27 protein-coding genes are annotated in these 25893 nt (G+C 63.5%); 19 read left to right on the top strand and 8 right to left on the bottom strand.

Annotation, left to right across the window (positions count from 1 at the left end; genetic code table 11):
• The first annotated feature begins 107 nt into the window (after positions 1–107).
• The 4 genes from serA to ACLM42_RS08480 all read left to right on the top strand — a co-directional run bounded on the left by serA (position 108) and on the right by ACLM42_RS08480 (position 3587).
• Positions 108–1694 (top strand): phosphoglycerate dehydrogenase, encoded by a 1587-nt coding sequence (gene serA / locus ACLM42_RS08495; RefSeq protein WP_247910301.1) that lies wholly within the window; start codon positions 108–110, stop codon positions 1692–1694.
• 5 nt (positions 1695–1699) lie between these two features.
• The gene (prmA, locus tag ACLM42_RS08490; RefSeq protein ID WP_415398798.1) at positions 1700–2611 is read left to right on the top strand and encodes a 50S ribosomal protein L11 methyltransferase; all 912 of its coding nucleotides are present in this window, start codon (positions 1700–1702) and stop codon (positions 2609–2611) included.
• Positions 2612–2791: 180 nt separating this feature from the next.
• Complete coding sequence (locus tag ACLM42_RS08485) at positions 2792–3091, top strand: ferredoxin (protein WP_010310832.1); 300 nt, start codon at positions 2792–2794, stop codon at positions 3089–3091.
• Between the two features lie 133 nt (positions 3092–3224).
• Positions 3225–3587 carry a hypothetical protein gene (locus tag ACLM42_RS08480; protein ID WP_247910303.1) on the top strand — a complete coding sequence of 121 codons (363 nt, stop codon included), beginning with the start codon at positions 3225–3227 and terminating at the stop codon, positions 3585–3587.
• Positions 3588–3653: 66 nt separating this feature from the next.
• On the opposite strand, the gene psbV is transcribed toward ACLM42_RS08480, so the two are convergent.
• Together psbV and rnz are read right to left on the bottom strand one after the other, a co-directional pair.
• The gene (gene psbV, locus ACLM42_RS08475; protein ID WP_247910304.1) at positions 3654–4163 is read right to left on the bottom strand and encodes a photosystem II cytochrome c-550; all 510 of its coding nucleotides are present in this window, start codon (positions 4161–4163) and stop codon (positions 3654–3656) included.
• A gap of 106 nt (positions 4164–4269) precedes the next feature.
• Positions 4270–5220 carry a ribonuclease Z gene (gene rnz, locus ACLM42_RS08470; RefSeq protein WP_247910305.1) on the bottom strand — a complete coding sequence of 317 codons (951 nt, stop codon included), beginning with the start codon at positions 5218–5220 and terminating at the stop codon, positions 4270–4272.
• Positions 5221–5323: 103 nt separating this feature from the next.
• Here rnz and ACLM42_RS08465 point away from each other — a divergent pair, with 103 nt between their 5' ends.
• On the top strand, positions 5324–6628 hold the full coding sequence (locus ACLM42_RS08465) for a SpoIID/LytB domain-containing protein (RefSeq protein WP_415398797.1): 1305 nt from the start codon (positions 5324–5326) through the stop codon (positions 6626–6628).
• Between the two features lie 11 nt (positions 6629–6639).
• Entirely contained in the window at positions 6640–7380 is a 741-nt protein-coding gene (locus tag ACLM42_RS08460; protein WP_415398796.1) for a glucosamine-6-phosphate deaminase, read from the top strand.
• On the opposite strand, the gene ACLM42_RS08455 is transcribed toward ACLM42_RS08460, so the two are convergent.
• Positions 7373–8134 (bottom strand): YebC/PmpR family DNA-binding transcriptional regulator, encoded by a 762-nt coding sequence (locus ACLM42_RS08455; RefSeq protein WP_247910308.1) that lies wholly within the window; start codon positions 8132–8134, stop codon positions 7373–7375. The genes ACLM42_RS08460 and ACLM42_RS08455 overlap by 8 nt on opposite strands.
• A gap of 18 nt (positions 8135–8152) precedes the next feature.
• Entirely contained in the window at positions 8153–9064 is a 912-nt protein-coding gene (truB, locus tag ACLM42_RS08450) for a tRNA pseudouridine(55) synthase TruB (RefSeq protein WP_415398795.1), read from the bottom strand.
• 25 nt (positions 9065–9089) lie between these two features.
• Between truB and ACLM42_RS08445 the strand changes: the two genes are divergently transcribed.
• Both ACLM42_RS08445 and ACLM42_RS08440 read left to right on the top strand, forming a co-directional pair.
• Complete coding sequence (locus ACLM42_RS08445) at positions 9090–9824, top strand: queuosine precursor transporter (RefSeq protein WP_247910309.1); 735 nt, start codon at positions 9090–9092, stop codon at positions 9822–9824.
• Between the two features lie 6 nt (positions 9825–9830).
• Positions 9831–10577 carry a class I SAM-dependent methyltransferase gene (locus ACLM42_RS08440; RefSeq protein ID WP_247910310.1) on the top strand — a complete coding sequence of 249 codons (747 nt, stop codon included), beginning with the start codon at positions 9831–9833 and terminating at the stop codon, positions 10575–10577.
• A gap of 60 nt (positions 10578–10637) precedes the next feature.
• Here ACLM42_RS08440 and rpmA read toward each other — a convergent pair whose 3' ends face one another.
• Both rpmA and rplU read right to left on the bottom strand, forming a co-directional pair.
• A complete protein-coding gene (rpmA, locus tag ACLM42_RS08435; RefSeq protein ID WP_247910311.1) occupies positions 10638–10901 on the bottom strand; it encodes a 50S ribosomal protein L27 in 264 nt (87 codons plus the stop codon).
• 41 nt (positions 10902–10942) lie between these two features.
• Positions 10943–11296 carry a 50S ribosomal protein L21 gene (gene rplU, locus ACLM42_RS08430; RefSeq protein ID WP_247910312.1) on the bottom strand — a complete coding sequence of 118 codons (354 nt, stop codon included), beginning with the start codon at positions 11294–11296 and terminating at the stop codon, positions 10943–10945.
• Between the two features lie 143 nt (positions 11297–11439).
• Here rplU and ACLM42_RS08425 point away from each other — a divergent pair, with 143 nt between their 5' ends.
• The 3 genes from ACLM42_RS08425 to kaiC all read left to right on the top strand — a co-directional run bounded on the left by ACLM42_RS08425 (position 11440) and on the right by kaiC (position 14292).
• A complete protein-coding gene (locus ACLM42_RS08425) occupies positions 11440–12285 on the top strand; it encodes a circadian clock protein KaiA (RefSeq protein WP_415398794.1) in 846 nt (281 codons plus the stop codon).
• Between the two features lie 39 nt (positions 12286–12324).
• A complete protein-coding gene (kaiB, locus tag ACLM42_RS08420) occupies positions 12325–12672 on the top strand; it encodes a circadian clock protein KaiB (protein WP_247910314.1) in 348 nt (115 codons plus the stop codon).
• A gap of 78 nt (positions 12673–12750) precedes the next feature.
• Entirely contained in the window at positions 12751–14292 is a 1542-nt protein-coding gene (kaiC, locus tag ACLM42_RS08415) for a circadian clock protein KaiC (protein ID WP_247910315.1), read from the top strand.
• On the opposite strand, the gene nblS is transcribed toward kaiC, so the two are convergent.
• Together nblS and purD are read right to left on the bottom strand one after the other, a co-directional pair.
• Entirely contained in the window at positions 14289–16301 is a 2013-nt protein-coding gene (nblS, locus tag ACLM42_RS08410; RefSeq protein WP_247910316.1) for a two-component system sensor histidine kinase NblS, read from the bottom strand. The genes kaiC and nblS overlap by 4 nt on opposite strands.
• A 24-nt stretch (positions 16302–16325) precedes the next feature.
• A complete protein-coding gene (gene purD / locus ACLM42_RS08405) occupies positions 16326–17618 on the bottom strand; it encodes a phosphoribosylamine--glycine ligase (protein ID WP_415398793.1) in 1293 nt (430 codons plus the stop codon).
• A gap of 79 nt (positions 17619–17697) precedes the next feature.
• Here purD and ACLM42_RS08400 point away from each other — a divergent pair, with 79 nt between their 5' ends.
• From ACLM42_RS08400 to msrA, 8 genes are read left to right on the top strand one after another with little or no spacing between them, the layout of a single operon-like run.
• Positions 17698–18747, top strand: coding sequence for a hypothetical protein (locus ACLM42_RS08400; protein WP_415398792.1), 1050 nt, complete (start codon positions 17698–17700; stop codon positions 18745–18747).
• On the top strand, positions 18744–19502 hold the full coding sequence (purC, locus tag ACLM42_RS08395; RefSeq protein ID WP_415398791.1) for a phosphoribosylaminoimidazolesuccinocarboxamide synthase: 759 nt from the start codon (positions 18744–18746) through the stop codon (positions 19500–19502). Before ACLM42_RS08400 ends, purC begins: the two co-directional genes overlap by 4 nt.
• Positions 19503–19543: 41 nt before the next feature.
• Positions 19544–21805 (top strand): BamA/TamA family outer membrane protein, encoded by a 2262-nt coding sequence (locus ACLM42_RS08390; protein ID WP_415398790.1) that lies wholly within the window; start codon positions 19544–19546, stop codon positions 21803–21805.
• Positions 21806–21815: 10 nt separating this feature from the next.
• Positions 21816–22658, top strand: coding sequence for a UDP-3-O-acyl-N-acetylglucosamine deacetylase (lpxC, locus tag ACLM42_RS08385; RefSeq protein WP_415398789.1), 843 nt, complete (start codon positions 21816–21818; stop codon positions 22656–22658).
• 5 nt (positions 22659–22663) lie between these two features.
• On the top strand, positions 22664–23122 hold the full coding sequence (gene fabZ / locus ACLM42_RS08380) for a 3-hydroxyacyl-ACP dehydratase FabZ (RefSeq protein ID WP_247910322.1): 459 nt from the start codon (positions 22664–22666) through the stop codon (positions 23120–23122).
• 9 nt (positions 23123–23131) lie between these two features.
• A complete protein-coding gene (gene lpxA, locus ACLM42_RS08375) occupies positions 23132–23965 on the top strand; it encodes an acyl-ACP--UDP-N-acetylglucosamine O-acyltransferase (protein ID WP_415398788.1) in 834 nt (277 codons plus the stop codon).
• A complete protein-coding gene (gene lpxB / locus ACLM42_RS08370) occupies positions 23962–25152 on the top strand; it encodes a lipid-A-disaccharide synthase (protein ID WP_415398787.1) in 1191 nt (396 codons plus the stop codon). The genes lpxA and lpxB overlap by 4 nt, the downstream gene beginning before the upstream one ends.
• Complete coding sequence (msrA, locus tag ACLM42_RS08365) at positions 25149–25784, top strand: peptide-methionine (S)-S-oxide reductase MsrA (RefSeq protein WP_415398786.1); 636 nt, start codon at positions 25149–25151, stop codon at positions 25782–25784. The genes lpxB and msrA overlap by 4 nt, the downstream gene beginning before the upstream one ends.
• Positions 25785–25893: the final 109 nt, after the last annotated feature.

The raw sequence follows: 25893 nt of genomic DNA, 5'->3' as shown, positions 1-25893 counted from the left end.
GGGGTCACGCTTCAGACCAGCCGATTCTCCACGCTCCGGCCCGCCGTTGTGGCGGCTTCAAGGTCCCTCTCTACACTTCACCTCCGGCCGCTCCACCCCGCCGGGTCATGACGAAGGTTCTGGTATCCGATCCCATCGATCAAACAGGGATCGACATCCTGTCCCAGGTGGCTCAGGTGGATGTGCGAACGGGCCTGCCGCCCGAGGAGTTGAAGTCGATCATTGGCGACTACGACGCCTTGATGATCCGCTCAGGAACCACGGTGACCGCCGACATCATTGAGGCGGCCTCCAAGCTGCGGATCATTGGTCGCGCTGGCGTCGGGGTCGACAACGTCGATGTCCCAGCAGCCACCAAGCGCGGCGTGATGGTCGTGAATTCGCCCGAGGGCAACACCATCGCGGCGGCCGAGCATGCCTTGGCCCTCATGCTTTCGCTCTCCCGGCACGTCCCCCACGCCCATGGCAGCACCATGGCTGGCGGCTGGGACCGCAAGAAATACGTCGGCAACGAGCTCTACAAGAAGAAGTTGGGCGTGGTCGGTCTTGGCAAGATCGGCTCCCACGTGGCCCGGGTCGCCAAAGCGATGGGCATGGACGTGATGGCCTACGACCCGTTCGTCTCGGCCGAGCGGGCACAGCAGATGCAGGTGCGTTTGCAGGAGCTTCCTGCGCTGTTCGCTGAGGCCGACTACGTCAGCCTCCACCTCCCCCGCACCCCAGACACCGAAAACCTGGTGAATGCGGAGTTGCTGCGGACGATGAAGCCCACCGCCCGCATCGTGAACTGCGCCCGCGGCGGAATTATTGATGAAGCCGCCCTGGCTGAGGCGGTCGAGAACGGCGTCATCGCCGGCGCCGCACTGGACGTCTACGCCAAGGAGCCCCTCGCCGCCGACAGCCCCCTGCGCAAGGTGAGTGAGCGCCTGATCCTCACCCCCCACCTGGGCGCCTCCACCGAAGAAGCACAGGAGAACGTGGCGGTTGATGTGGCTGAGCAGATCCGCGACGTCCTGCTTGGTCTCCCGGCCCGCAGCGCCGTGAACATCCCTGGCTTGAATGCTGAGGTGATGGAGCGCCTGAAGCCCCATCTGCAGCTGGCTGAGATCCTTGGTCAACTGGTGAGCCAGTTGGCCGGTGGTCAGATCAGCGAGCTGGAGGTTCGCCTGCAGGGCGAATTCGCCAACCACCCGGCCCAGCCTCTGGTCATTGCTTCCCAGAAGGGTCTGCTCTCCACCGCCCTAGGCGATTCGATCAACTTCGTGAACGCTGGGCTGGAGGCCAAGGAGCGTGGGATTCACGTGGTGGAGGTCAAAGATGACGCCGCCCGCGACTTCGCCGGTGGTTCGCTGCAGCTCAGCGCCAAGGGCGCCAACGGCACCCACGTCGTGACCGGAGCGGTCTTCGCCGATGGCGAGCTTCGGGTGACCACCATCGACGAGTTCCCGGTGAGCGTGACCCCGAGCAAGCACATGCTCTTCACCCGTCACCGCGACATGCCGGGGATCATTGGCCACATCGGCTCAGTTCTGGGCGAGCACAACGTCAACATCGCTTCGATGCAGGTGGGCCGACGGATCGTCCGTGGTGATGCCGTGATGGTGCTCAGCCTGGATGACCCCCTGCCTGCCGATCTGCTGGCTGGGATCCACGCCATTGAGGGCATTCAGCAGGCACACCCCGTCACCCTGTAACCCCGATGGCCTTGCCTTGGTGGCGGCTTGAGCTGCTTGCGCTTCCAGAACTCGAGGAATCGCTGATCTGGAAGCTCAACACCCTTGGGATTCCCCGGGTGGCCGTGCGTCACCGCCCTGAGCACCCCCAGGAACGGCAGTTGGTGGCCTGGTTGCCGGCCTCCGATTGGCCGGAGAGCGAACGCCAGCAGCTCGAGCAGGCCCTCCAGCCCCTGGCGGACACCTTTGGGTTGACCCTCCCGCCCATCCACTGGTTTGAACAGGATGACGAGGACTGGAGCCTGAGCTGGAAGCAGCACTGGGAACCCGATCCGGTCGGCCAGCGCCTCTTGATCCTTCCCGCCTGGCTAGAGCTTCCCCCCGAGTACGCCGATCGGCAGGTCATCCGGATGGATCCCGGCAGTGCCTTTGGTACCGGCAGTCATCCCACCACCCGGCTCTGTTTGGAAGCGATCGAGCAGTTGGCCGATGAGCGAGGTGGAACCCTGAGCCCCATGCGCGTGGCTGACCTGGGCTGCGGTAGCGGCATTCTGGGCATCGCCGCCCTGCTTGAGGGCACCTCGTCTGTCGCTGCGGCTGACACGGACCCCCTGGCGGTTCGGGCCACCCGCGACAACGCTGTGGTCAGCGGTTTCGCTGAGCAGCTCCAGGTGGACCTGGGCTCCATTGAGCGCTTGGCCGAGATGCTTGAGGGGCGTCCTGCCGACCTGCTGCTCTGCAACATCCTGGCCCCGGTGATCGAAGCCCTCTGCCCAGCGTTCGACACCGTCCTGTCCCCCGAGGGGCTGGGCTTCCTCAGTGGGCTGCTGGTGAGTCAGGTCCCCAGGTTGCAGGAGGTTTTGGCGGAGCAGGGGTGGAGTGCAGAGCTCACCGCCCAGCAGAGCCAGTGGGGTCTGATGACCATCAGGCGCTCCTGACGAAAATCCAAAACCGGGGCTTGTCGCATAAGTCACGCTGATGTGTGCCCTTGGTTCCCATTGGGCTTCGCCTTGAGATCCCCTCGAAAGCCCAGGAACTGCCCTTGTCGGATGTAGGAAGGGTCCGTCCTACAGGGCCTGGATTTTTTCTCCAGGAGCCTGTGAGCCCCAATCCTTTTCATGGCTTCCTACAAGGTCACCCTCATCAGCGAGGCAGAGGGCCTCAACAAGACCATCGAGGTTCCTGACGATCAGTACATCCTCGACGCCGCTGAAGAGCAGGGCATCGATCTCCCCTACTCCTGCCGTGCTGGTGCTTGCAGCACCTGCGCCGGCAAGATCACCGCTGGCACCGTCGACCAGTCTGATCAGAGCTTCCTCGACGACGACCAGATCGAAGCTGGTTTCGTCCTGACCTGCGTGGCTTACCCCACCAGCGACTGCACCATCAAGACCCACGCCGAAGAAGAGCTGTACTGAGCTCGACTCGGGGCGTGCCCGTTCACGCCCCGTCTCTTTGTGTTCTCAGAACCACCCTTCGGGGTGGTTTTTTTGTCTTTAGTCCCTGCCTGCCGTTGTGACTGCCTCAGCCTCGGGTTCAACCCCTCCTCAGGTGCAAGAGGTTTATGCGCCGGGCAGCGAGCACACCAGCCCTGGTGCGCAGTACAGCTTTCGGGTGATTGGCCCCTGCTGCCGTCTGTTTGATCGAGAAGAGCTGCCTTGGCCCTGTTGCCGGCTCTCCTGGCGCAGCAAGGAGCCCAGTTGGCGACGGGTGGGTAAGCGCTTCGTTCCTGACCTGGCGGCACGCCGTTGCCCCTCCTATGCGGTCGAGCTGCTGCAGCCAGGCTCAAGACCCACCCAGACCGTTCTCACGCTCTTCTCCCAGCGCTTAAGTAGTCCCCTGCAGGAATGGTGGTACAGCAAGCAGCCGACCTCCTGTGATCCCAGCAACCTCACCCCGCCGGCAGTCTCCTGAGATCTGACCACAAAAAAGCCCCGCCGAAACCGGCGGGGCTTTGCTGTGAGAGGAGTGGAAGCTGGATCAGAAGTAGATCTTGCCGCCGCCCCACTGGGGGCCCAGCACTTTGGGTGCCGTCAGGATGAAACCGGCCATCAGGCGCAGGTCTTCATCGTTGAGATCGCGCATTTTTACGAAGACGTCGCTGCTGCGGATGCTGGGGTGCACGTCAGCAATGCTGTATTCGCCGTCGTAGCTGGTGGGGTCCTTCATGAACTCCACCAGGGCATCAACGTTGTCCCGGGCCGGAGTGGCGTTGGCCAGGGTCTCGGGATCCAGGCCCACGTTGTGGTTGGTCTTGGTGATGCCACCGGCGTGGCAGATGCCGCAGCTGTCGTTGAAGATCTTGCGACCCGCGTTGACTTCCTGCTCGCTGAAGCTCACCGAGGTGCCAGCGGCATCAGCGGGAACGGTGAGCTGCTCAGCGGTCCACTGGGCGGCCTGGGCAGGGCCGGCAAGACCCACCAGCAGAGCTAGGGGCAGAAGCATCAGCCGGGCCAGAGACCGGAGAGCAGAAGAGAAAACAGAGGCCATCGAAAAAGCTGGCAACGTGGCGTATAGAACGCGCCTGAGCTCTTGTATCACGGCCGGCGGACCCGCCGCTTGGCCGAGCCCAAGGCACTCACGAACTGTTGCAGGCCTAGGCCTCTTGGGGGGCGACCTCAAGGGTCAGAAAATCCTTCGCGAGGAGCGTGTTGGGGAAGATCGCCTGGGCTTCGGCCAAGAGGTCATCCGGGGTGACCGCGTTACCCGGCACATAGCGCGGGCTCAGATGGGTCAGGGCCAGCTGCTTGACGCCCGCGGCCAGGGCGGTTTGGGCCGCCATCGTGCTGGTGGAGTGCTGCTTGGCAAAGGCCATCTCGGCCTCGGCATGGGCGAAGGTGCTCTCGTGGATCAGCAGGTCAGCGCCGGCAGCCAGCTCCACCGCTGCCTCACTGAAGACCGTGTCGGTGCAGTAGACGACGCTGCAGCCGGGGCGGTCGGGGCCGCACAGGGATTCCCCGTTGATGATCCGGCCGTCTTCCAGGGTGACGTTGCGCCCCGCCTTGAGCTCGGCGTAGATCGGCCCGGGTGGGATTCCTAGGGCTTTGGCTTGTTCCACATCGAAGCGTCCGGGCCGGGGCTTCTGGTCCACCCGGTAGGCAAAGGCCGGCACCCGGTGGATGAGCGCGGTGCAGCGCACGGTGATGTCGTCGTCATCCAGAAGCAGGGCACCGCTGCGGGCCGCGTCTTTCACCCGATGGCTGCGCAGGGGATAGCCAATGCGCATCGAGGAGGTCCGCATCACCCCCTCGAGGTAGTCGCGCAAGGGATCCGGTCCGTAGAGGTCAATGCCGCTGCAGGTGCCGGCTAGCCCCAGGCTGGCCAGCAGGCCGGGCAGGCCAAAGGTGTGGTCACCGTGCATGTGGGTGATGAACACCCGGCGCAGCTGGCTGACCCGCAGCTCACTGCGCAGGAATTGGTGCTGGGTTCCCTCGCCGCAATCAAAGAGCCAGAGCTCAGCCCGCTGCGGTAAGCGCAGGGCCACTGCCGACACATTGCGGGCTCGCGTTGGTACTCCCGAGCTGGTGCCGAGGAAGGTGACCTGCACGGCCGGTGTTCTCCCCGGTCTCTCTGGGTTGATCGTGCCATGGCGGGGCTGGCACGGCCCGCCTGGGCTCGTCACAATGGCCTGCCCTTTCCCCTTGGGGACGATGCCGCATCGCGCCCATCCCCGAGTCATCGCCTTGGTGGCGGGGATCTGTGCTGCCGTAGCTGTGGCGCCCCTGCGGGCGGCTGAGCCCTGGTTGCGGGTGTTGGTGCTGGAGGCCCCAAGCTTGCGCGTGAGGGCGGCTGAGCCCTCGGGTGGACTACGGGTTCTTGATGGGCGTGGTCAGCAGTTGGGGCTGGAGCCACCAGGGGCCGAATTGCGCTTCGAGGCCCGGCGGCAAGACAAGGAGTTGTGGTTTGAGGCGGTGCCCCAGGCCCAGGGATCCAATCGCGACCCAGGTCTGTGGCTGGGCCAGCGCCACTACCGCGGTCGTCTGCAGCTGCGGCGCCAGGGCCCGCAGCTGCAGGTGGTGAATCACGTCCCTGTGGAGACCTACCTCCCCAGCGTGGTTGGCAGCGAGATGCCAGCGAGTTGGCCGGTCGCGGCCCTGAAGGCCCAGGCGGTGGCAGCCCGCACCTATGCCCTGAAGGCCCGCAAGCCGGCCTCGGCCTTCGACCTCAAGGCGACCGTGGCCAGCCAGGTCTACAAAGGGGTTGAGGCGGAAACCGCCAGCACCTGGGGGGCGGTGAACCAAACCCGGGGGCTCGTCCTGACGTTCAACAACGCTCTGATTGATGCGGTCTTCCACAGCAGTAGTGGTGGTTCGACCGAGAGCAGCGGGGATCTCTGGATCCGCCAGATGCCTTATCTGGTCAGTGTCCCCGACTTTGACCAGGCCTCACCGGTGCATCAGTGGAGCAAAGCCCTCGATGGGCCGCTGCTGAAGCGGGCTTTCCCCGAGCTCGATCAGGTCCTGGCCATCGAGGTTCTCTCCACGACGCGCACCGGCCGGGTCAAGCAGGCTCGCGTGGTCGGCCGCGGCGGGCAGCTCCTGCTCAGCGGTGCCCAGCTCCGCAGTCGTCTGGGCCTGCGCAGTACCTGGGTCCGCTTTGAGTTGGCTCCTACGCGTCCATCCCGCGTTGAACCCTTGGGTTTGACAGCCAGCCATGCCCCCCTGGGCTGGCCTTCCCCGCCCCCGCCGTTACCAGCGTTCTCCTTGCCCCAGGCCCGCCCGCTCCCAGGGGCAGCCGTGCAACTGGTGGCCGTCGGCCGGGGCTATGGCCATGGCATCGGCATGAGCCAGTGGGGGGCAATGGCGATGGCCCAGCGGGGCGAGAGTTTTGACGCGATCCTTCGCCATTACTACCGAGGCGTTCAGCTCGAGTCCTATGGAGCCCTGGCGCGACGGGCCCGACCTCAGCCAGGCTCAAAGCCGGAGGCATGGCAGGCGATGGCCCCCCGTTTGTGACCAGCCAGCTGATGACCCTGACGCTGGTCGCCGATGCCGCCGCCGTGGCGGAGCTTGTGGCTGGCCGTCTGCTGGAGGCTCTGCGCTCCAGGGGCAACCTTGGCCTGGCCACCGGACGCACGATGCTGCCGGTCTATGGGGCCTTGGTGCGGCAGTTGCAGCAGCTGCCAGCCCAGGAGCGCCAAGCGCTGTTGGCCGGGTGGAGCAGCTTCAACCTGGATGAATATGTCGGTTTAGGGGCTGAGGATCCGCGTTCCTTTGCCGCCTTCATGGACGCCCAGCTGGGGGTCCCTCTTCAGCTTGCCCCCGGCGCCCTCCGGATCCCTGATGGCCGGGCGCCGGACCCCCAGTTGGAGGCGCTCCGCTACCGCCAGGCGCTCCAGCGGGCAGGGGGCATCGGCTTGCAACTGCTGGGCTTAGGGGGCAATGGCCATGTGGGATTCAATGAGCCCCCCTGCGGACCCGAGATGCCCTGCCGCGCTCTGGCCCTGAGCCCGGCGACCCGGGAGCAGAACGCCGGAGCCTTCGGGGGAGATCCGGCCTCCGTCCCGGATCAGGCGATCACCCTGGGGACCGCGGAGATCCTGGGGGCCCGCTCCCTGCTGCTGGTGGTCACAGGAGGCGCGAAGGCTGAGATCCTGCGGCGGACCCTGCAGGATCCGCCCTGCGATCAGGTCCCCGCCAGTTGGATGCAGCGGCATCCCCAGTTGGAGGTCGTGGCTGACCCTGAGGCTGCTGCCGCCCTCAGCTGAGGGCGGCCTCCATCAGGGCCTCGTCCGCCTCGAGGTTGGAGGTGACGCTCCGCACGTCGTCCAACTCTTCGAGGGCATCGAGCAGCTTGAGGCAGCTCGCGAGGGCTTCTGGATCCTCCAGGTGGCACGGCGTTTGGGCCACCCATCGGTGCTCCCAGCTGGTCACGGGTAGTCCTGCGCTGCGGAGGCTGTCCTGGAGGGCCTCCAGCTGCTCGAACGGGCCGATGATTTCGGCCCCGTCGGCATCGATCTCGTAGCTGAGGACCTGGTCCTCGAGGCTGAGCAGGTGCTCGAGCAGGCTGTCTTCCTGCAGGTCGGCTTGGCTGAGGCGGACGACGCTGCGGTGCTCGAAGAGGTAGCCAACGCAGCCGGTCTCCCCGAGGTTCCCGCCGTTTTTGTTGAAGGCCAGGCGAATCTCAGCGGCCGCCCGATTGCGGTTGTCGGTCAGGGATTCGATCAGGACGGCCACGCCCCCCGGCCCGTAGCCCTCGTAGCGAACCTCCTCAAATTGATCGGCACCGCTCCCCCCCTGGCCGGAGCCTTTGGCGATGGCGCGCTCGATGTTGGCGTTGGGCACCCGGGCTGCCTTGGCCTTTTCAATGGCGGTGCGCAGCTGGAAATTGCCGGCCGGGTCCGCTCCGGCGCGGGCCGCCACCATGATTTCCCGGCCCAGCCGGGTGAAGACTGCCCCGCGCTTGGCATCCACCACGGCCTTGGTGCGCTTGATTTGGGCCCATCGGCTGTGGCCGGCCATGCGTGAGTTCGGAGTGAGCTAGCCCGCAGCGTCGAGCACGAGCTTGGGTTGCAGTTGCCCGGGGGAGGCGACCCGGGCCATACCCGCCAGGTTGCCATCTGGATCCACCACCACGACGGGGCTCTCGAGCGCCCAGCCGGGGTCACAGGTCTGGAGCCGCCCGCAGCGCCAGCCCGCCAGCCCGTTGTCGTCCAGCTGGTGTTGGGGCAGATGGCCGAGTACCTCCAGGGGGCTGAGCAGCGCGGGTGGCTCCCCCTCCAGTTGCTCCAGGGTCACGCTTTGCTCCAGTCCAAATCCGAGGGCTCGGGTCCGCCGCAGTCGCGCCAGGCTGCCGCCACAGCCCAGGGCCTCCCCGAGGTCGCGGGCTAAGGAGCGGATGTAGGTGCCAGCGCTGCAGTGCACCTCCAGTTCAATTTGGGCCTGCTTTGGATCCCAACCCAACAGGTCCAAGCGGTGAATGGTCACCGGTCGGGGGGGAAGATCGGGGCACTGGCCGACGCGGGCCAGTTTGTAGGCCCGTTCTCCATTGACGTGGACCGCTGAGACCGCTGGAGGGCGCTGTTGGATGGCGCCGCGGAACGGGCCTAGGGCGTCGTCAATGGCGTCGCGGCTGAGGCCTGGCACAGAACGCTCCTCCAGGACCTGACCCTCCAGGTCATCGCTGTCGGTCCTGACCCCCAGTTGGACGATTCCCCGATAGGTCTTGTCGCTCTCGAGGTAGGGAAGCAGCCGGGTGGCGGGGCCCAGGGCAATGGGCAGCACCCCTGTCACCGCCGGATCCAGGGTTCCGCCATGGCCCACCCGTTTGAGCCCATAGGCCCGGCGGATTCGGGAGACACAGCTGTGGGAGCTCATCCCCGCCGGCTTGTCGAGTACGAGAAAGCCGCAGGTCAACGCTGGATTGAGGCGAGCACGTCGCAATGGTGCCACCGTGTGGCGCAGCTGATGGCGCTCAATGCCCGTGGACGAGGCTCTGCAACAGCGCCGGGAGCTGGCCTTTCTGGTCTTGTCCGGTCTTTTCCTTGGAACGATGGGGATGTTGAACATCCTTGGTCTGACGCGCTTTCTTCAGCTCGGTCAGATTGGCTCGTGGCCCGTGGTGGTGGCGGTTGGAGCCCTCCCCTATCCGGTGACCTTTCTCTGCACCGACTTGATCAGTGAAATCTGGGGCGAGCAACGGGCCAATCAGTTGGTCTGGGTCGGGCTGCTTCTGAACGGTTGGATCGTCCTGGTGCTCTGGCTGGGCGGCGTATTGCCGGGCCTGCCCGGGGCGCCGGATGACACGTTTTTTGCAGTGCAGGGGTTGGCCTTTGGCGCGGTCGGGGCCTCCATGGCGGCCTATATGGCGGCCCAGTTCACGGATGTGCGTCTGTTCCATTTCTGGAAACGCTTCACCGGCGGCCGGGCGCTCTGGTTGCGCAACAACGGCTCGACCTTGGTCAGCCAGCTGGTGGATACGACTGCGGTGGTGCTCATTAGCCACTACGCCGCCCATGTCCTGCCCGTGCGTTCCGACCTGCCGGTCGCTCCGCAGCTGGTGAGCTTCATTGCCAGCGGTTACCTGTTCAAGGCCTTGGCCGCTTTGATCGACACCCTGCCCTTCTATTGGCTGACGGCCTGGTTGCGCCGTTGGTTGATGGTCCCGGGGGCCGGGGCGGAGTTGGGCCCTGAGCAGCGACCTCTACGGTGATCAGCCATGACCGTCACCGCCGCTCTCTCCCTCGATCATTTCCTCGCCGGAGGCTTTGATCTTCGCCAGCATCTGGCGGCCCATCTCTCGCTCTCGCCGGCTGAGCTAGAGCGGCAACTGCCCTTGGCCACCGAGGCCCTGGCGGCAGCGCATCCTGGGGCCTTTGATCCTGACCAGGCGGGGAGCTTCTACGAAAACGAGGTGGGCCATGCCCACCTGCTGGAACTCGCGGCTTGGCACCTCAGCAGTGCGGACTACATCGCGGACACCTTGCGTTTGCAGGCGATGTTTGCCAAGGGTCAGGTTCTCGATTTCGGCGGTGGGATTGGCACCCATGCCCTGGCGGCTGCGGCTCTCCCCGAGGTGGAGGCGGTCTGGTTCGTCGACCTCAATCCCGCCAATCGAGCCTTTGTCACGGACCGGGCTGAGCGCTTTGGCTTGGCGCACAAGCTGCGCTGTTTCCGGGACCTGGGGGATGCCGCCCTCCCGGCCCAGTTCGACACGGTGGTCTGCCTGGATGTGCTCGAGCACCTCAAGGATCCATCGGCGCAACTCGAGCAGTTCGCTCAGCGGATGGGCCCCGAGGCCATTGCCCTACTCAATTGGTATTTCTTTCAGGGCTTCAACGGCGAGTACCCCTTCCACTTTGATGATCCGGCACTGGTGGAGCGGTTCTTCCGCACCCTGCAGGCCCGCTTCCTCGAGGTGTTTCACCCGTACTTGATCACCACCCGCGCCTACCGCTTGGCCTGAAGCCAGCCCATAAAAAAGCCGGCACCAAGGTGCCGGCTCAGGAGCGCCTAGGAGTTGGCTTCAGCCGACGGCCACGTTGATGCGCTTGCGGGTGCGTAGGCCACGCTTGATGGTGTCGAAGCTGACCACGCCATCGACGAGGGAGAAGAGGGTGTCATCAGCGCCGCGGCCGACATTGCTGCCGGGGAGCACGGAGGTGCCGCGCTGGCGAATGAGGATCGAACCGGCGCTGACGGATTCACCGCCGTAGCGCTTGACGCCAAGACGCTTGGAGTTGGAGTCGCGGCCGTTACGGGTGGAGCCGGTGCCTTTCTTGTGGGCCATGGGGGAGGAAGCTCAGGGGTTCAGGAAAAGGGTCTGGAGGATCAGGCCAGTGCTTTGCCGCCGACGCTGATGGACTTGACCATCACGCGGGTGAGCTCCTGACGGTGTCCGTTCTTACGGCGGGTCTTCTTCTTGGGGCGCATCTTGTAAACGATGATTTTCTGGCCGCGGCGGTGAGCCATCACCTGAAGCTCAACGGTGGCCCCTTTGACGTAGGGCTGACCAACGCTGGCGGCCTTGCCGTCGTTGACGAGCAGCACGTTCTCAAGGGTGAGGGTGCTGTCGACCTCGGCGTGGATGCGGTTGAGGTCGTAGTAACGGTTGGGCTGGACCCAGACCTGGGTGCCCGACGTTTCAACGATGGCGTAAGGGCCGGTTTGCGAATCAGTGCTCATGACGAAAGGGGCGCGGTCAGGCTGGCGGAAGGACACCGCCAATTCGGCCTGCCACGGCAATCGGAAGACAAACAACGAGTTTCGCCGCTCGAGGCGACTCCCGTCAACACTGTGGTCACGTGCGAGGGCTCTGACTACGGCCGATGACTCAGCCGGCGCTCACCATTGCATCGCTGCTGTCGGACCCGCGGTTGGTCAAGGCCGCCACCACCTGGCTGAAGGGCGAGCGTTATCGACTGGAGGATCTGGGCTCCCTTTCTGACCCCATCGCCGAACTGATGCAGCGGCGGGATGCCTTTGATGTCGTGCTCTTGCAGCAGGGGGTCACTGCTCCGGATGCCCTCGAGGGCTTGCGGCAGCAAGGCGTACTGCTGCCGGCGGTCGTCGTGGGGGAGGTCAGCGGTCGCGTGGACTATCACGAGGCGGAGGTGCATCTGCCCCAGGACCAGCTCGAGCAGATCGTCTACAGCCTGGATGCGGCGGTCTCGCGCTTCCTGCGCAAGGGGATGTCCGCTGGGCATGAGCCCGGTGCTGAGTCGGCCTCGACTCCATTGTCTTGGCGGCTTCCCAATCGCCTTCAGGGCCGATTGGGCTACTTAGGGGTCTTCTATAAGCGCGACCCGTCTCTCTTTTTACGCAATCTGCCCCAGGAGGACCACAGAGAGTTGCGCCAGTCGTTGCAGCGGGGCTATCGCGACGTCCTGATCAGTTACTTCAAGGACCCTGCGGCGGCCAACCAGGCGATTGAAAGCTTTGTCCACAGCGCCTTCTTTTGTGATCTGCCGGTCAACAGCGTTGTTGAAATCCATGTGGACCTGATGGAGTCCTTTTGGAAACAGCTACGGCTGGAGGGCCATAAAAACGACTTTCTTCAGGATTACAGGCTTGCGCTCTTGGATGTCATGGCCCATTTGTGTGAGATGTACCGGCGTTCGATCCCTCCCGATATCCCGTTAGCAGAGCCGCCGCCTGATGAGGCTGTTGGTTAGTTCTTTCCCCATTCCATTTGACCTGAGGAGGTGATTTCAATGAGTCCGCGCAAGACCTACATCTTGAAGCTGTACGTGGCGGGGAACACGCCCAACTCCATGCGTGCGCTCAAAACCCTGCGCAACATTCTGGATACGGAGTTCCAAGGTGTTTACGCTTTGAAAGTCATTGATGTGCTCAAGAATCCGCAACTGGCCGAAGAGGACAAGATCTTGGCCACACCCACCCTGTCGAAGATTCTGCCGCCTCCGGTGCGCCGGATTATTGGTGATCTGTCAGATCGAGAACGGGTTTTGATTGGTTTGGACCTTTTGTTTGAGGAGCTCAGTGACGAGGCTTTGTCCGAGTCCTTGATTGATGGGGATGCGACGGGGGATCTTGTGTGAAAACCAACGTTGAACTGACAAAGAATGGCTGCCATCGCCATCAATTATCCCTAAATTGCCAGTAGGCCTACCCACCCCATGCAGGACCCCATCCCACAACCCAACAACCTATCGACGGTTCAGAAGCTCCCCACGGGGATTGAGGGTTTTGATGATATTTGCCAGGGGGGGTTGCCGATTGGTCGCTCGACGCTGATCAGTGGCACCTCGGGTACAGGTAAAACGGTCTTCTCGCTCAACTTCCTCTATAACGGCATTCGTCAGTTCGACGAGCCTGGAATCTTTGTCACGTTTGAAGAGTCGCCGCTCGATATCCTCCGTAATGCCGCGAGTTTCGGCTGGAATCTTCAGGAAATGGTCGAGCAGGATAAGTTATTCCTGTTGGATGCCTCCCCTGATCCTGAGGGACAGGATGTCGCCGGTAGCTTCGATCTCTCGGGTCTGATTGAGCGGATTAACTATGCGATCCGCAAGTACAAAGCCAGGCGCGTCGCGATCGATTCGATTACGGCCGTTTTTCAGCAATACGACGCGGTCTCGGTCGTGCGTCGCGAGATATTCCGGCTGATTGCCCGACTCAAAGAGATCGGGGTGACGACGGTGATGACCACTGAGCGGATCGATGAGTACGGTCCGATTGCCCGCTACGGGGTAGAGGAGTTCGTCAGCGACAACGTCGTGATCCTCCGCAATGTCCTGGAGGGTGAGCGGCGCCGGCGCACGGTGGAAATCCTCAAGCTGCGCGGAACCACCCATATGAAAGGGGAGTTCCCCTTCACCATGGGCTCCCATGGCATCAGCATCTTCCCACTGGGGGCGATGCGACTGACCCAACGCAGCTCCAATGTGCGGGTCAGCTCTGGAGTCCCGCGCCTCGACGAGATGTGCGGAGGGGGCTTCTTCAAGGACTCGATCATCCTGGCGACCGGTGCTACCGGTACCGGCAAGACCCTGCTGGTCAGCAAGTTTGTTGAAAACGCCTGCGCCAACAAGGAGAGGGCCATCCTGTTTGCCTACGAGGAATCGCGGGCCCAACTGCTGCGCAATGCCACCAGTTGGGGCATTGATTTTGAAGAGATGGAGCGACAGGGACTCCTGAAAATTATTTGTGCCTATCCGGAGTCAACGGGTCTGGAGGATCATCTGCAGATCATTAAAACGGAAATCAGTCAGTTCAAGCCCTCGCGCATGGCGATTGACTCCCTCTCGGCCTTGGCGCGGGGTGTTAGTCACAACGCCTTCCGTCAGTTTGTGATCGGTGTGACCGGCTATGCGAAGCAGGAAGAGATCGCTGGCTTCTTTACCAATACCTCCGAGGAGTTCATGGGAAGCCACTCCATCACGGACTCCCACATCTCGACAATCACCGACACGATCCTGTTGCTTCAGTACGTTGAGATCCGCGGTGAAATGGCCCGTGCTCTGAACGTCTTCAAGATGCGTGGCTCTTGGCACGACAAGGGGATTCGTGAATTTGTGATCACGAGCAATGGCCCCGAGATCAAAGATTCTTTCTCCAACTTTGAGCGGATTATTAGCGGCGTCCCGCACCGCATTAACCACGATGAGCGCAGCGAGCTCTCGCGAATTGTGAAAGGGGTTGGAGAGGATCAGTTCTAGATCCCAACGCCTAAATCGCTTGAACTCCTCCTTTCAGCTTGAAGTTGGAGTTCTGTATCGTCCGCGTCCTCAAGGGGAAGGTCGAACCAGAAGGTCGTGCCGACATTGAGCTCGCTGACCATGCGGATCATGGTCCCGTGTTTTTCGAGGATGCCCCGCACGATCGAAAGGCCCAGGCCCGTTCCGATTTCCGTGTGAACGGCGTTTTCGACCCGATAAAAGCGATCAAAGATTTTCGCTTGATCTTCGCGGGAGATCCCAGAGCCCGTATCGGAGATCTCCACCCGGAGCTTTGGCAGTGGTGCGGTCAGCTCGCAGGCGGGATTGTCCGGGTTGGCGGCGGTGCTCGGGTCAATGGTGCAGACGTCCGGCCAGAGGTAGGCCCGGAGACTGAGGCTTCCTCCGGCGGCCGTGAACTTCAGGCCGTTGCCCACCAAGTTGTCGAAGACCTGGAGGAGCAGATCCCAGTTGCCCCGCACCCTGGGCAGATCGTCGCTGACGTGCAGTTCGAGCTCGACGCCCTTTTCCTTGGCATTTAATTTGTAGTTGCGAAGGGTCTGCTCCATGGTTGGGGCCAGCTCCACCGCTTCCATGGACCAGGCGCGATCGCTCTCCAGACGGGAGAGATCGAGAACGTCATTGACCAGGCGGGTCAGTCGATCGGTCTCGGCGTTGGCAATGGCGAGGAAGTCGCGCCGGTCCTCCTCGCTGAGCTGCTCGCCCATGTCATGGAGTGTTTCGACGTAGCTCTTGATGTTGAACAGCGGCGTCCGCAGTTCATGGGAGACGTTGCTGATGAAACGACTCTGGGCTGCGTTGAGCTCCACTTCCCGGGTGAGGTCCTGGATCGTGACGGCGATGCCCTTGAGGGTTTCACCACTGGCATCGCGCACGGATTGCAGAACGATGCGCAGGGTGCGAGGCGGCTCGCCAAAGCTGCAGCGCACATCACTGCTCTCTTTGTCGTTCTCCAGCAGGCTCTCGAGCGGAGACTGAAGCTCGACATTGAGCCCCTCTGGCAGTTCATCCATCAGGAGGGTGCCTTCAAGATTGCGGCCCTCCCAGCGGAAGAGTCGCCGGGCCGTGGGGTTGACCAACACCACGCGCCCTTCTGAATCCAGCAGCAAGGCCCCGTCGGCCATGGTGGCGATCAGGGACTGCTGCTTGACCTGGGCGGCGGTGAGTTCCTCGATGTTCGCTTCGTTGTAGGCCTCGAGCTGGGAGGCCATGTCGTTGAAGCCGTCCAGTAGTTCTCCCAATTCCCCGCCAACGGGCAGAGCAATCCGCGCTTCAAAATCCCCCCCGGCGATGGAGCGAACCCCCCGCAGTAGCTCCTTCACCGGTTGGGTGATGGTCAGGGCGTTGAACACCGCCCCCAAGATCACCAGGATCCAGATCGAGATGAAGACCGCCACCGTCACCTCTCGGCTCAGCGCTGCGCTGGCCAGGGCCGCTTCGTTGGGGTTGATGCCCAGGGCCAGCACGCCGAGATAACGCCCACCGGCGACCAGGGGCACGAAGACATCGGTGACCTGCCCATCCGGGGTCAGATGTTGACGAATGAGCGGGTTCTGCGGACGCCGGGAGAGTTCGCCGGGTAGCTCCAATTTGCGGCTCAGCAGCAGTTCACTGCTGCCGGTGGTGCCACTGATCGGGATCCCCAGGTAGATGACCCCATCGGGGTCGGCGAAGAAGATGTAGCGAAGGCTCCGGCTGGATTTCCAGAACCGTTCGGCAACCGCCGCCAGCTCCCGGTCGTTGCCCTGGGCGACCAGCGGCGTGACATTGGCAGACAGCAGTAGCCCGAGATCTCGGGCATAGCGGGTGTCGCTCATGCGTACATCCGCCTGGATGCCGTTGAGCGCGAAAAAGGTGATGGCCGTCATCACCAGGCTGACCACCAGGGTGGCGGCTGCCAGCAGCTTGGTCTGGAGGCTGAATTCCGCCCACCAGCGCACCAGGCTCTGCCACCAACGGCGAGGGGCAGGCGTGGTGGGGCTGCTGGTCAAGGTGCTGAGATCGGCGGCGGCAGCTTAGTGGTTGCGGACCTGGTGGCCAATGTCGCGGCGGTAGGTGATGCCCTCAAAGTGCACCTGCTCGAGCCCGGCATAGGCCTTGGCAAAGGCGGCATCAAAATCGCTCGCTTGCGCCACCATCGCCAGCACCCGGCCCCCATTGGTGTGGCAGACCCCAGCGTCGTCCAGGCGAGTTCCGGCATGGAATAGCTGTCGATCGGCGCCGTTCTTCACTGCGCTGGAGATGGGGTCACCCCTGCGGATTTCCCCTGGATAGCCCTGGGCGGCGGCAATCACGCAGGCGCTGCACTGGTCGGCGATCGTCAAGGTCGGTGCCTTCTCAAGCTGCCCGGTGGCGCAGGCCAGCAGGACCGCAGCAAACTCCGGCCCCATCAGCGGCATCAAGGTCTCGCACTCCGGATCGCCGAAGCGACAGTTGAACTCGATCACGCTGGGCCCGTTCTCGGTGAGCATCAGGCCGGCGTAGATCACCCCGCGGTAGCTGATGCCACGGGCCTGAAGGGCCGCCAGGGTTGGTTCGAGGACCCGTCGCTTGACCTCCTCTAAACCGGCTTGATCCAGGAGCGGTGCCGGTGCATAGGCACCCATTCCTCCGGTATTGGGTCCAACGTCACCCTCGCCAATGCGTTTGTGGTCCTGGGCCGGGGGCAGCAGCACCATGCGTTCCCCATCACTGAGGGCAAAGACCGAGACCTCGGGGCCATGGGTGCGCTCCTCCAAGACCAAGGAGGCTTCGGCACCGAAGCGTCCAGCAAAAATCTCCTCGATGGCTGCGCGGGCTTCCTCCACGCTCTCGGCCACGGTCACCCCCTTGCCGGCGGCCAGTCCATCGGCCTTCACCACCAGCGGCTTGCCTTGGCTCTCCAGGGCGCTGAGGGCTTCCTCTCGACTGTTGGCTTTCCAGTAGCCCGCCGTGGGGATTCCGGCCTCCACCATCAGCGCTTTGGCCCATTGCTTGCTGGCCTCCAGCTGGGCGCCGTCCGCTCCTGGGCCAAACACGGCATGCCCGGCTTGGCGCAACCGATCCGCCAACCCAGCGGCCAGGGGGGCTTCGGGCCCCACCACGACCAAATCAATCCTTTGATCCTGGCAGGTCTTCAGCAGGGCGTCCTGATCCCCCTCGCTGATGGCCAGTTGGATGCAGCCCTCGAGTTCAGGGGTTCCACCGTTCCCGGGCGTAACCCAGACCTGCTTCACACCCGCGCTGCGGGCGAGCGCCCAGGCCAGGGCGTTCTCCCGTCCACCCCCTCCGACGACCAGCACGTGTTGCGGGGCAGCGGTCGCGGTCATGGAGGGCTGGAAGCGAGTGGTCAGTTCGGTAATCACAGCGGTGAGCTCCCCTAGGTTGTCCCCCAGAAGACCGCTGCCGGTGCCTTTCCTTCTTTACTCGCCGGTGGGGGCGCGTCGCCGGTGGCCTTTGACCTTGGGCTTGGCGCTCTTCCCTCTGCTGTTGGCTGCGGCTGGGCCCGCCGAGGCGAAGTTGCCCTTCATTGGCGATCTCTTTCGCGCCCAACCCAAGCCGAAGGTTGAGGGACCGTCGGCTCCGGAGATTGAGGGGAGCACCCCAGAGGCCGAGTTTCAGGCGTTGCTCAAGACCGGAGACGTGCGGGCTTTGAACCTGGCCTGCCAGGAAGCCGCCAGCTTTGACTTTGTGACCCGCCTGCGGTTGCTTCAGGAGCGGCTGCTGACGGTGGCGCCGCCGCCCCAGCCCTTCCCTGTGGTGTTGATGAATGCCAATGCCCTGCTCAGTTGCAGGGCCCCTGATGCGGCGCTGGATGTTCTCAACCGCTTTGGCCCTTCCCCCGGTCAGGAGCGTGAACAGTGGTTGGTGCAGCGTTGGCGTGCTGCCCAAGCCGGCTTGCATCACGGTCTAGCGGCACGCCTTCTGGAGCAACTGACGGCGGCCGACCCCGAGCGTCTGGAAACTCTGGCCTTGCCCATTCGGGTGAACGAGGACGGCACGGTTGTCACGCGGCCGGCTCTCGATCTGTACGTGAACCACCTGCTTGCCCTGGATCGCCGCCAAGAGGCGGCAGCCCTGCTGCTGGCCGGACGTCGTCCGGGGCAGGTGGCCGCTGAGCGCCTCAGTCAAGCGGTCGCTTTGCTGTCGCAACTGCCCCTGGCGGAACGCGATCAGCTGATGGAGCGGGCCCTGGATCAGGCGGCCGCCGCACAGGCCTGGGGAATGGCCATTGCGTTGTTGGAGCAGCAGCGCAAGCTGATCGAATCGGAGTCCCCGGGTGTGGTGGCTGAGCGCTCGCGAGCACGCCTGAGCCGCCTCAGCCAGCGTCTGGATGACGCCTACAGCGCGTGGGCCATTACGCGGGAAGATTCTGGACAAAGCGCCAGGGCCGACGCGTTGCAGCAGCAACTGCGTTCCCCCCGCGACCCCGGAGGCCACGCCGCACCGCAACCATGACCGCTTACACCCTCGGATCTCTGCTCTACGAAGGCAAAGCCAAGCGCGTTTACCAGACCGATCAAACTGACTTGGTAGCGGTCGAGTACAAGGACGACGCCACCGCCTTCAACGCCCTCAAAAAGGCCCAGTTGGCGGGCAAGGGCTTGATGAACTGCCAGATCTCAGCGCGGCTGTTTGAGTTGCTGGAGCGGGAGGGGATCGTGACCCACTACCTCTCCTTGCAGGAACCCAACTGGATGCTGGTCAAGCCGGTTCAGATCGTTCCGGTGGAAGTGGTGGTGCGCAACATTGCCTTTGGTTCTCTCTGCAAGCAGATGCCGATCGAGCCGGGCACTCCCTTGGACCCCCCGCTGCTGGATCTCTATTACAAGGACGACGCCTATGGCGATCCGCTGCTGACCGACGCGCGCTTGGAGCGCCTCGGTGTGCTGAGCGCTTCTCAACGCCAGGAGCTTGAGCATCTGGCGATGGCGGTCAATACGTCCCTGCGTGGTTTCTTCGCGGAGATCGCCCTGGAGCTGGTGGACTTCAAGATCGAGCTGGGCTTCACCACAGACGGTCAACTGGTGGTGGCCGATGAGATCAGTCCCGACACCTGCCGGCTCTGGGATCGCAATGTCAGCGGCGACGCCCAAGAGCGAATTTTGGACAAAGACCGTTTCCGCCAGGATCTTGGCGGTGTGGTCGAGGCCTACGGGGAGGTTCTCAAACGGGTCCAAGCTGCCTGCCCACCACCCCGTCTAGGCAAGTAAGTTCGGCGGAATTTGCGGTTCGCCGCACCAGTCCCCGTTCCATGGCTGCACCCCGCAACGGCAACAAGCACGCATGGAGCCTGGGGCTGGCACTGACGTTGCCACTGGTGGCTGGTGTTGGCCCGGTGTGGTCGCAGGACAAGAGCCCCGAACCTGAGGATCCTGCTCCGGTCGATCAGCCTGCGTCTGAGACGCCGACTCCAAGACCATCGCTTGCACCCAGTGCCAGTGATTCGCTGGCCCCAGCGGCTCCCGCGGAGCCTCAGGTTCTGATTAGTGAGGTGGTGGTGCAGGGGGCTGAGGGCCACCCTGAGCAGGAGCGGATGGAGATCGCGGTTTACGACGCGATGGCCACACGCCCCGGTAGCCGTGTGACCCGCGCTGAACTGCAGACCGATTTGTCTGCGATCTATGCCAGCGGTTGGTTCTCCGATGTCCGCATTCAGCCGGTGGACAGCCCCCTGGGAGTGCGGCTGGTCGTCACCGTGGTACCGAACCCGGTGCTGAGCAAGGTTGAGCTCGAGGGTGTGAGCGAGACGACCAAGCTTCCCGAGAACCTCTTGCCCGAGATCTTTGCTGCGGACTACGGCAAGACCCTGAACCTCAATGCCCTGCAGGCCCGCATTGCCGAGCTGCAGAAGTGGTATGCCGATCAGGGCTATTCCCTCGCTCGGGTCACCGGCCCGACCCGGGTCAGTCCTGGCGGTGTGGTGCAGTTGCTAGTGCGTGAGGGCACCGTGGCCGGCGTTGAAGTGCAGTTCCTCAACAAGGAGGGCGACAGCACCAACGACAAGGGCCAGCCGATCCGCGGCAAAACCAAAACCTGGGTGGTGACCCGGGAAATATCGATCAAGGCCGGCGACACCTTCAACCGCCGCCAACTTGAAGAGGACATCAAGCGCCTCTATGGCACCGGCCTGTTCGGTGATGTGAAGGTCACCCTGCGCCCGGTGGCGGGGGAGCCGGGTGCCGTCACCATCGTTCTGGGTGTCGTGGAGCAGTCCACGGGCTCCCTCTCCGGCGGTATTGGTTACAGCCAAAGCCAGGGCATCTTTGGCCAGATTCAGCTTCAGGACAGCAACCTCTTTGGTCGCGCATGGGACCTGGCCTTAAACGTCACCTACGGCCAGTTCGGGGGCTTGGCGGACCTGTCCTTCACCGATCCTTGGATCAAGGGCGATAAGTACCGCACGGCCTTCCGCACCAAGGTCTTCCTCAGCCGGGAAGTTCCCCAGGTGTTCCAGAGCCAGCAGAACGGCAACTTCTACACCGTTTCTGATGTCTCCCAAGGGTTCTTCGACGCCCCCAGTACAGCCCTGGCCTACCAGAGCAACTCCACGGTTTTTGCGGGGCCCTATGCCTCGCCCACGGCAGCCAAAGCGGCGAATCCCCAGCTGGGCGACAACAACAACTGGTTCCAGCTCGATGGCAACGCCGTCGCGATCCAGCGGATTGGCGGTACGGCCTCCTTGGCCCGTCCGCTGAACGGTGGAGACCCCTACAAGAAGGCCCCTTGGAATGTGGTGGTCGGCTTGAACGCGCAGCAGGTCAAGCCCATCAACTTTGCGGGGGATGCGATGCCCTACGCCGCGGCCTCCAACAACTTCACGGGCAATGGCACCACCACCGCCAGCAATGTGATTTGTGTGGCCTACAACTGCGAAAACGGCGCCACCACCAACCAGTTAGTGGGTCTGCGCCTGGCGGCCTCGATGAACACCCTCAATGATCCGCGGAACCCCACCAAGGGCAATTTCCTGAGTGTCGGCACCGAGCAGTTTGTCTCCGTCGGCCAGGACTCCCCGACCTTCAACCGTCTTCGGGCGAGTGCCACCCACTACATCCCGGTGAATTGGCTGAAGTTCTACAAGGGCTGCCGTCCGAAACCCGGTCAAAAGGAAGACTGCAAACAGGCCCTTGCCTTCCAGGCCTCGGTGGGCACCAACCTCGGCAACATGCCCGTCTACGAGGCCTTCTGCTTGGGTGGCTCGAACTCCGTTCGCGGTTACTACGACTGCGATCTGGGCGTCGGTAAGAGCTTTGGTGAGGCGACGGTGGAATACCGCTTCCCGATCTTCAGCATCATCAGCGGCGAGGTCTTCATTGACGCCGGCAGCACCTTCGGCAGCCAAGCCAACGTTCCCGGGAACCCTGGGACCCTGCTGGACAAGCCAGGCGATGGCGTCTCCCCGGGTGTCGGTGTGATCGTTACCACCCCAGTTGGCCCCCTGCGTTTGGAAGTGGCCAGCCAGGACTTCACCGATGAGTGGCGCTTCAACCTCGGTGTGGGTTGGAAATTCTGAGGCTGATCCTGTGACCACTTGGCCCAGCGATTACAGCCAGTCATGGACCCTGGCTCAGCCCGTGGAGCGCTCCGGTGTGGGGCTTCACAGTGGAGTGCAGGCCAGGGTGCGGCTCGAGCCCGCCGAGCAGCCTGGTTTTTATGTGGGTTGGCTGAACGCGCCTGAGCGTCCCCACGTGCGTCTACAGCCTTCGCAGGTCTGTGAAACCCAGCTCTGTACCGCCTTGCAGTTGGGCGAGCAGCGTCTGGCCACGGTTGAGCACCTCTTGGCCGCACTGGCCGGCGTTGGGGTGACCTCGGCCTTGATCCTGGTGGATGGTGAGGAGATCCCCCTCCTGGATGGTTCGGCCCAGCCTTGGGTTGAGGCCCTAGCCGAGGCCGGTCTGCGTTGCCTGGGTCCTCGCCCCGAGATCGCTCCCTTGGCGGCACCGATCACCCTGCAGCAGGGCCAGAGCTTTGCCACGGCTCTCCCTAGCGATCGGCTGCGCTTGGGTGCGGCGATCGAGTTCCCCCATCCCGCCATCGGCCGGCAGCTCTTCAGCCTCGAACTCACCCCCCAGGCGTTTGTGGAGGACATTGCCCCCGCCCGCACCTTTGGCTTCAAAGATCAGGTGGACCAGCTGCGAGCCGCCGGATTGATTCAGGGCGGTGCGTTGGATAACGCCTTGGTCTGCGACGGGGAGGGTTGGCTGAATCCCCCACTGCGTTTTGCCGACGAGCCGGTGCGCCATAAGCTGCTTGACCTATTGGGCGATCTCGCCTTAGCGGGACTGCCTTTGGCCCAAGTGTTCGCTTTCCGTGGGTCCCACGGACTGCATACCTCCTTGGCTGCCGCTCTGGTTTCTTCTCGCTGAGTCTCTTGTCTTCACCCGTCACCCCATCCGCCCCTGTTCTGACCAGCGAGCAGATCCAGGGGCTGCTGCCCCATCGCTATCCCTTCGCCCTGGTGGATCGGGTGATTGAGCACGAGCCTGGTAAGCGGGCGGTGGCGATCAAGAACATCACCTTCAACGAGCCGCAATTCCAGGGGCATTTCCCCGGTCGCCCGTTGATGCCCGGGGTCTTGATCGTTGAGGCCATGGCTCAGGTGGGTGGCCTGATCGTCACCCAAATGCCGGACCTGCCCAAGGGGTTGTTTGTCTTCGCTGGGATCGATGGTGTGCGCTTCCGGCGCCCAGTGGTTCCCGGTGATCAGCTGGTGATGACTTGCGAACTGATCTCGCTCAAGCGACAACGGTTCGGGAAGGTCAAGGCGGAGGCCACGGTCGACGGACAGTTGGTCTGCTCCGGTGAATTGATGTTCTCCTTGGTCGACTGAATTCCCCCCATGACTCAGGCCGTTATGAACGGGGACAGCACCCGAATCCATCCCACCGCCGTGGTGGATGCCAAGGCCCAGATCGATGTGGGCGTCGAGATTGGCCCCTATGCGGTGGTGGGCCCCGAGGTGTCGATCGGCTCAGGCACGCGGATCGGTCCGCACGTGGTGCTCGACGGTCGCGTCAGCATCGGCAAAGCCAACCGCATCTTCCCAGGGGCATCCATTGGCGCTGAACCTCAGGACCTCAAGTACAACGGTGCGCCCACCGAGGTGGTGATTGGTGACGACAACGCCATCCGCGAATGCGTGACCATCAACCGCGCCACCCATGAGGGAGAGCAGACCCGCATCGGCAACAGCAATTTGCTGATGGCCTACAGCCACCTTGGCCATAACTGCGATCTGGGCAATCGGATCGTGATTGCCAACGGTGTCGCTGTGGCTGGGCATGTGGTGATCGGTGACCGTGCCGTGATCGGTGGCGTGCTGGGCATTCACCAATTCGTCCACATCGGCACGATGGCGATGGTGGGGGGCATGAGCCGCATTGATCGCGATGTTCCGCCCTACGCCATCGTCGAGGGTCACCCCGGTCGGCTGCGGGGCTTGAACCGGATTGGTTTGAAGCGCAGTGGCCTGACCGAACTCGATGGCGGCGCTCAAGCCAAGCAACTCCAGCAGGTTTGGGCTCAGCTCTACCGCGGCGATGTGGTGCTGGCTGAGGCCATCAAGGGGGTGCGTGAGCAGACCCTGTTGCCCCCTGCTGAAACCCTGGTGAGCTTCCTGGAGGCCTCGATTGGCCCAGGTCGCCGAGGCCCCCTGCCCGCCGGGCGTTCATGAGGCGACTGCTGATCAGCACCGGGGAAGTGTCCGGTGATTTGCAGGGTGGCCTGCTGGTCAAGGCCCTGAGGGAGGAAGCGGATTCCCGTGGTCTGGAGCTGGAGGTCGTCGCCCTCGGCGGTGAACGGATGCGCCGGGCTGGAGCCACACTCCTGGCGAACACCATGGCGATGGGAGCCATTGGTCTCTGGGAGGCCCTGCCCTTGGTCTGGCCAACCCTGCAGATCCAGCGCAGGGTTGATCAGTGGTTGCGGCAGTCCCCCCCCGATGGCCTGGTGCTCATCGATTACATGGGGGCCAACGTCAACCTGGGCCTGAAGGTCAAGCGTCGTCTGCCCGGCACGCCGATCCTTTATTACATCGCTCCCCAGGAGTGGGCCTTTCGCGTTGGAGAAGGGGGCACCACTCGGTTGATCGGCTTCACCGACCGGATCCTGGCGATCTTTCCGGAGGAGGCCCGCTTCTATGCCTCCCGTGGCGCCGATGTGACCTGGGTGGGTCACCCCCTGATCGATACCTTGACCCACCTGCCCAGCCGCGATGAGGCCCGCGCTCAGTTGGGGCTGCAGCCGGGTCAGCGCCTGCTCCTGCTGTTCCCCGCCTCGCGTAAGCAGGAATTGCGCTATCTGCTGCGGAACTTGGCCCAAGCGGCAGCTGAGTTGCAGCGTCGCTGTCCGGGACTGCAGGTGGTGGTTCCTGCCGGCCAGGCGAGTTTCGAGCCTGTTCTGCGGGACACGCTCGAGCAAGCTGGGGTCAAGGCTCGCGTGATTCCGGCGGCTGAAGCCGATGCCCTGCGTCCCGCACTCTGTGCTGCGGCGGATCTAGCCCTGAACAAATCCGGCACGGTCAACCTGGAGTTGGCCTTGCGGGGCGTGCCCCAGGTGGTGGTTTATCGCGTGAGCCGGCCCACGGCCTGGGTGGCCAAGCAGATCCTGCGCTTCAAGGTGGATCACATCTCGCCGGTCAACCTGGTGGTGGGCGAGCGCCTCGTGCCGGAGTTGCTTCAGGACGAGCTGACCCCAGAGTCGGTGGTGGAGGCGGCCCTTCCCTTATTGGAGGACCCCGCCGCCCGCGAACGGGTCGCTGAGGGCTATGGCCGCATGCGCGCGCTCCTGGGAGAGCCCGGCGTCACACGCCGGGCGGCCGCGGCGATCCTGGATGCTCTCCCCGGGGGACGCGAGTCATGATTCCGCGCCTGTTGTCCGCCTGTTTGGCCGTCAGCCTGCTGCTGTTTGGCCCCTGTGCATCAGCCTTGGCGGCTACGGAAGAGGCGGTCTTGGCCGGCGGCTGCTTCTGGTGCCTCGAGCACGATCTGGAGGATCTGCCGGGGGTGATCGATGCCGAGAGCGGCTATAGCGGCGGTCAGCTTGAGAACCCCAGCTACGGGCAGGTCAGTTCCGGTGGAACCGGTCACCAGGAGGTGGTGCGCGTCCGTTTTGATCCACAGGTCATTGGTTATCCCACCTTGCTTCGGGCCTACTGGCGCAACATTGACCCCCTGGATGGCGGCGGTCAGTTCTGCGATCGAGGCGGTTCCTACAAGCCTGTGATCTTTACCGAGGGGGACCAGCAACTCAGCGAGGCGAAAGCCAGCCTCCAGTCCGCAGCCACCGAACTGGGCAAGCCCGCTTCAGCGATCAAGGTGCAGATCAAACCCCTGAAGCGCTTCTGGCCCGCTGAGGGTTATCACCAGAACTATGCAGTGAACAACACGGTCAAATACAACTACTACCGCTGGGCCTGCGGCCGCGACAGGCGCTTGGATCAGGTTTGGGGAGCACAGGCCCGCAGCGATGCTCCCTGGGTGGTTAGGGGCTGACCGAGGCAGGGCTCAATGCTGAGGAAAAGCTAAAGAGATGATCGAGGGAAATTCGGTTTTTGCGAGTGCTGATACGGCTTTTGCGACTTTTTCCTCTTGGCGACTGGAA

Source organism: Synechococcus sp. W4D4 (genome assembly GCF_047716805.1).
Lineage (GTDB): Bacteria > Cyanobacteriota > Cyanobacteriia > PCC-6307 > Cyanobiaceae > Vulcanococcus.
This window is presented reverse-complemented; position numbering and strand designations above follow the sequence as displayed.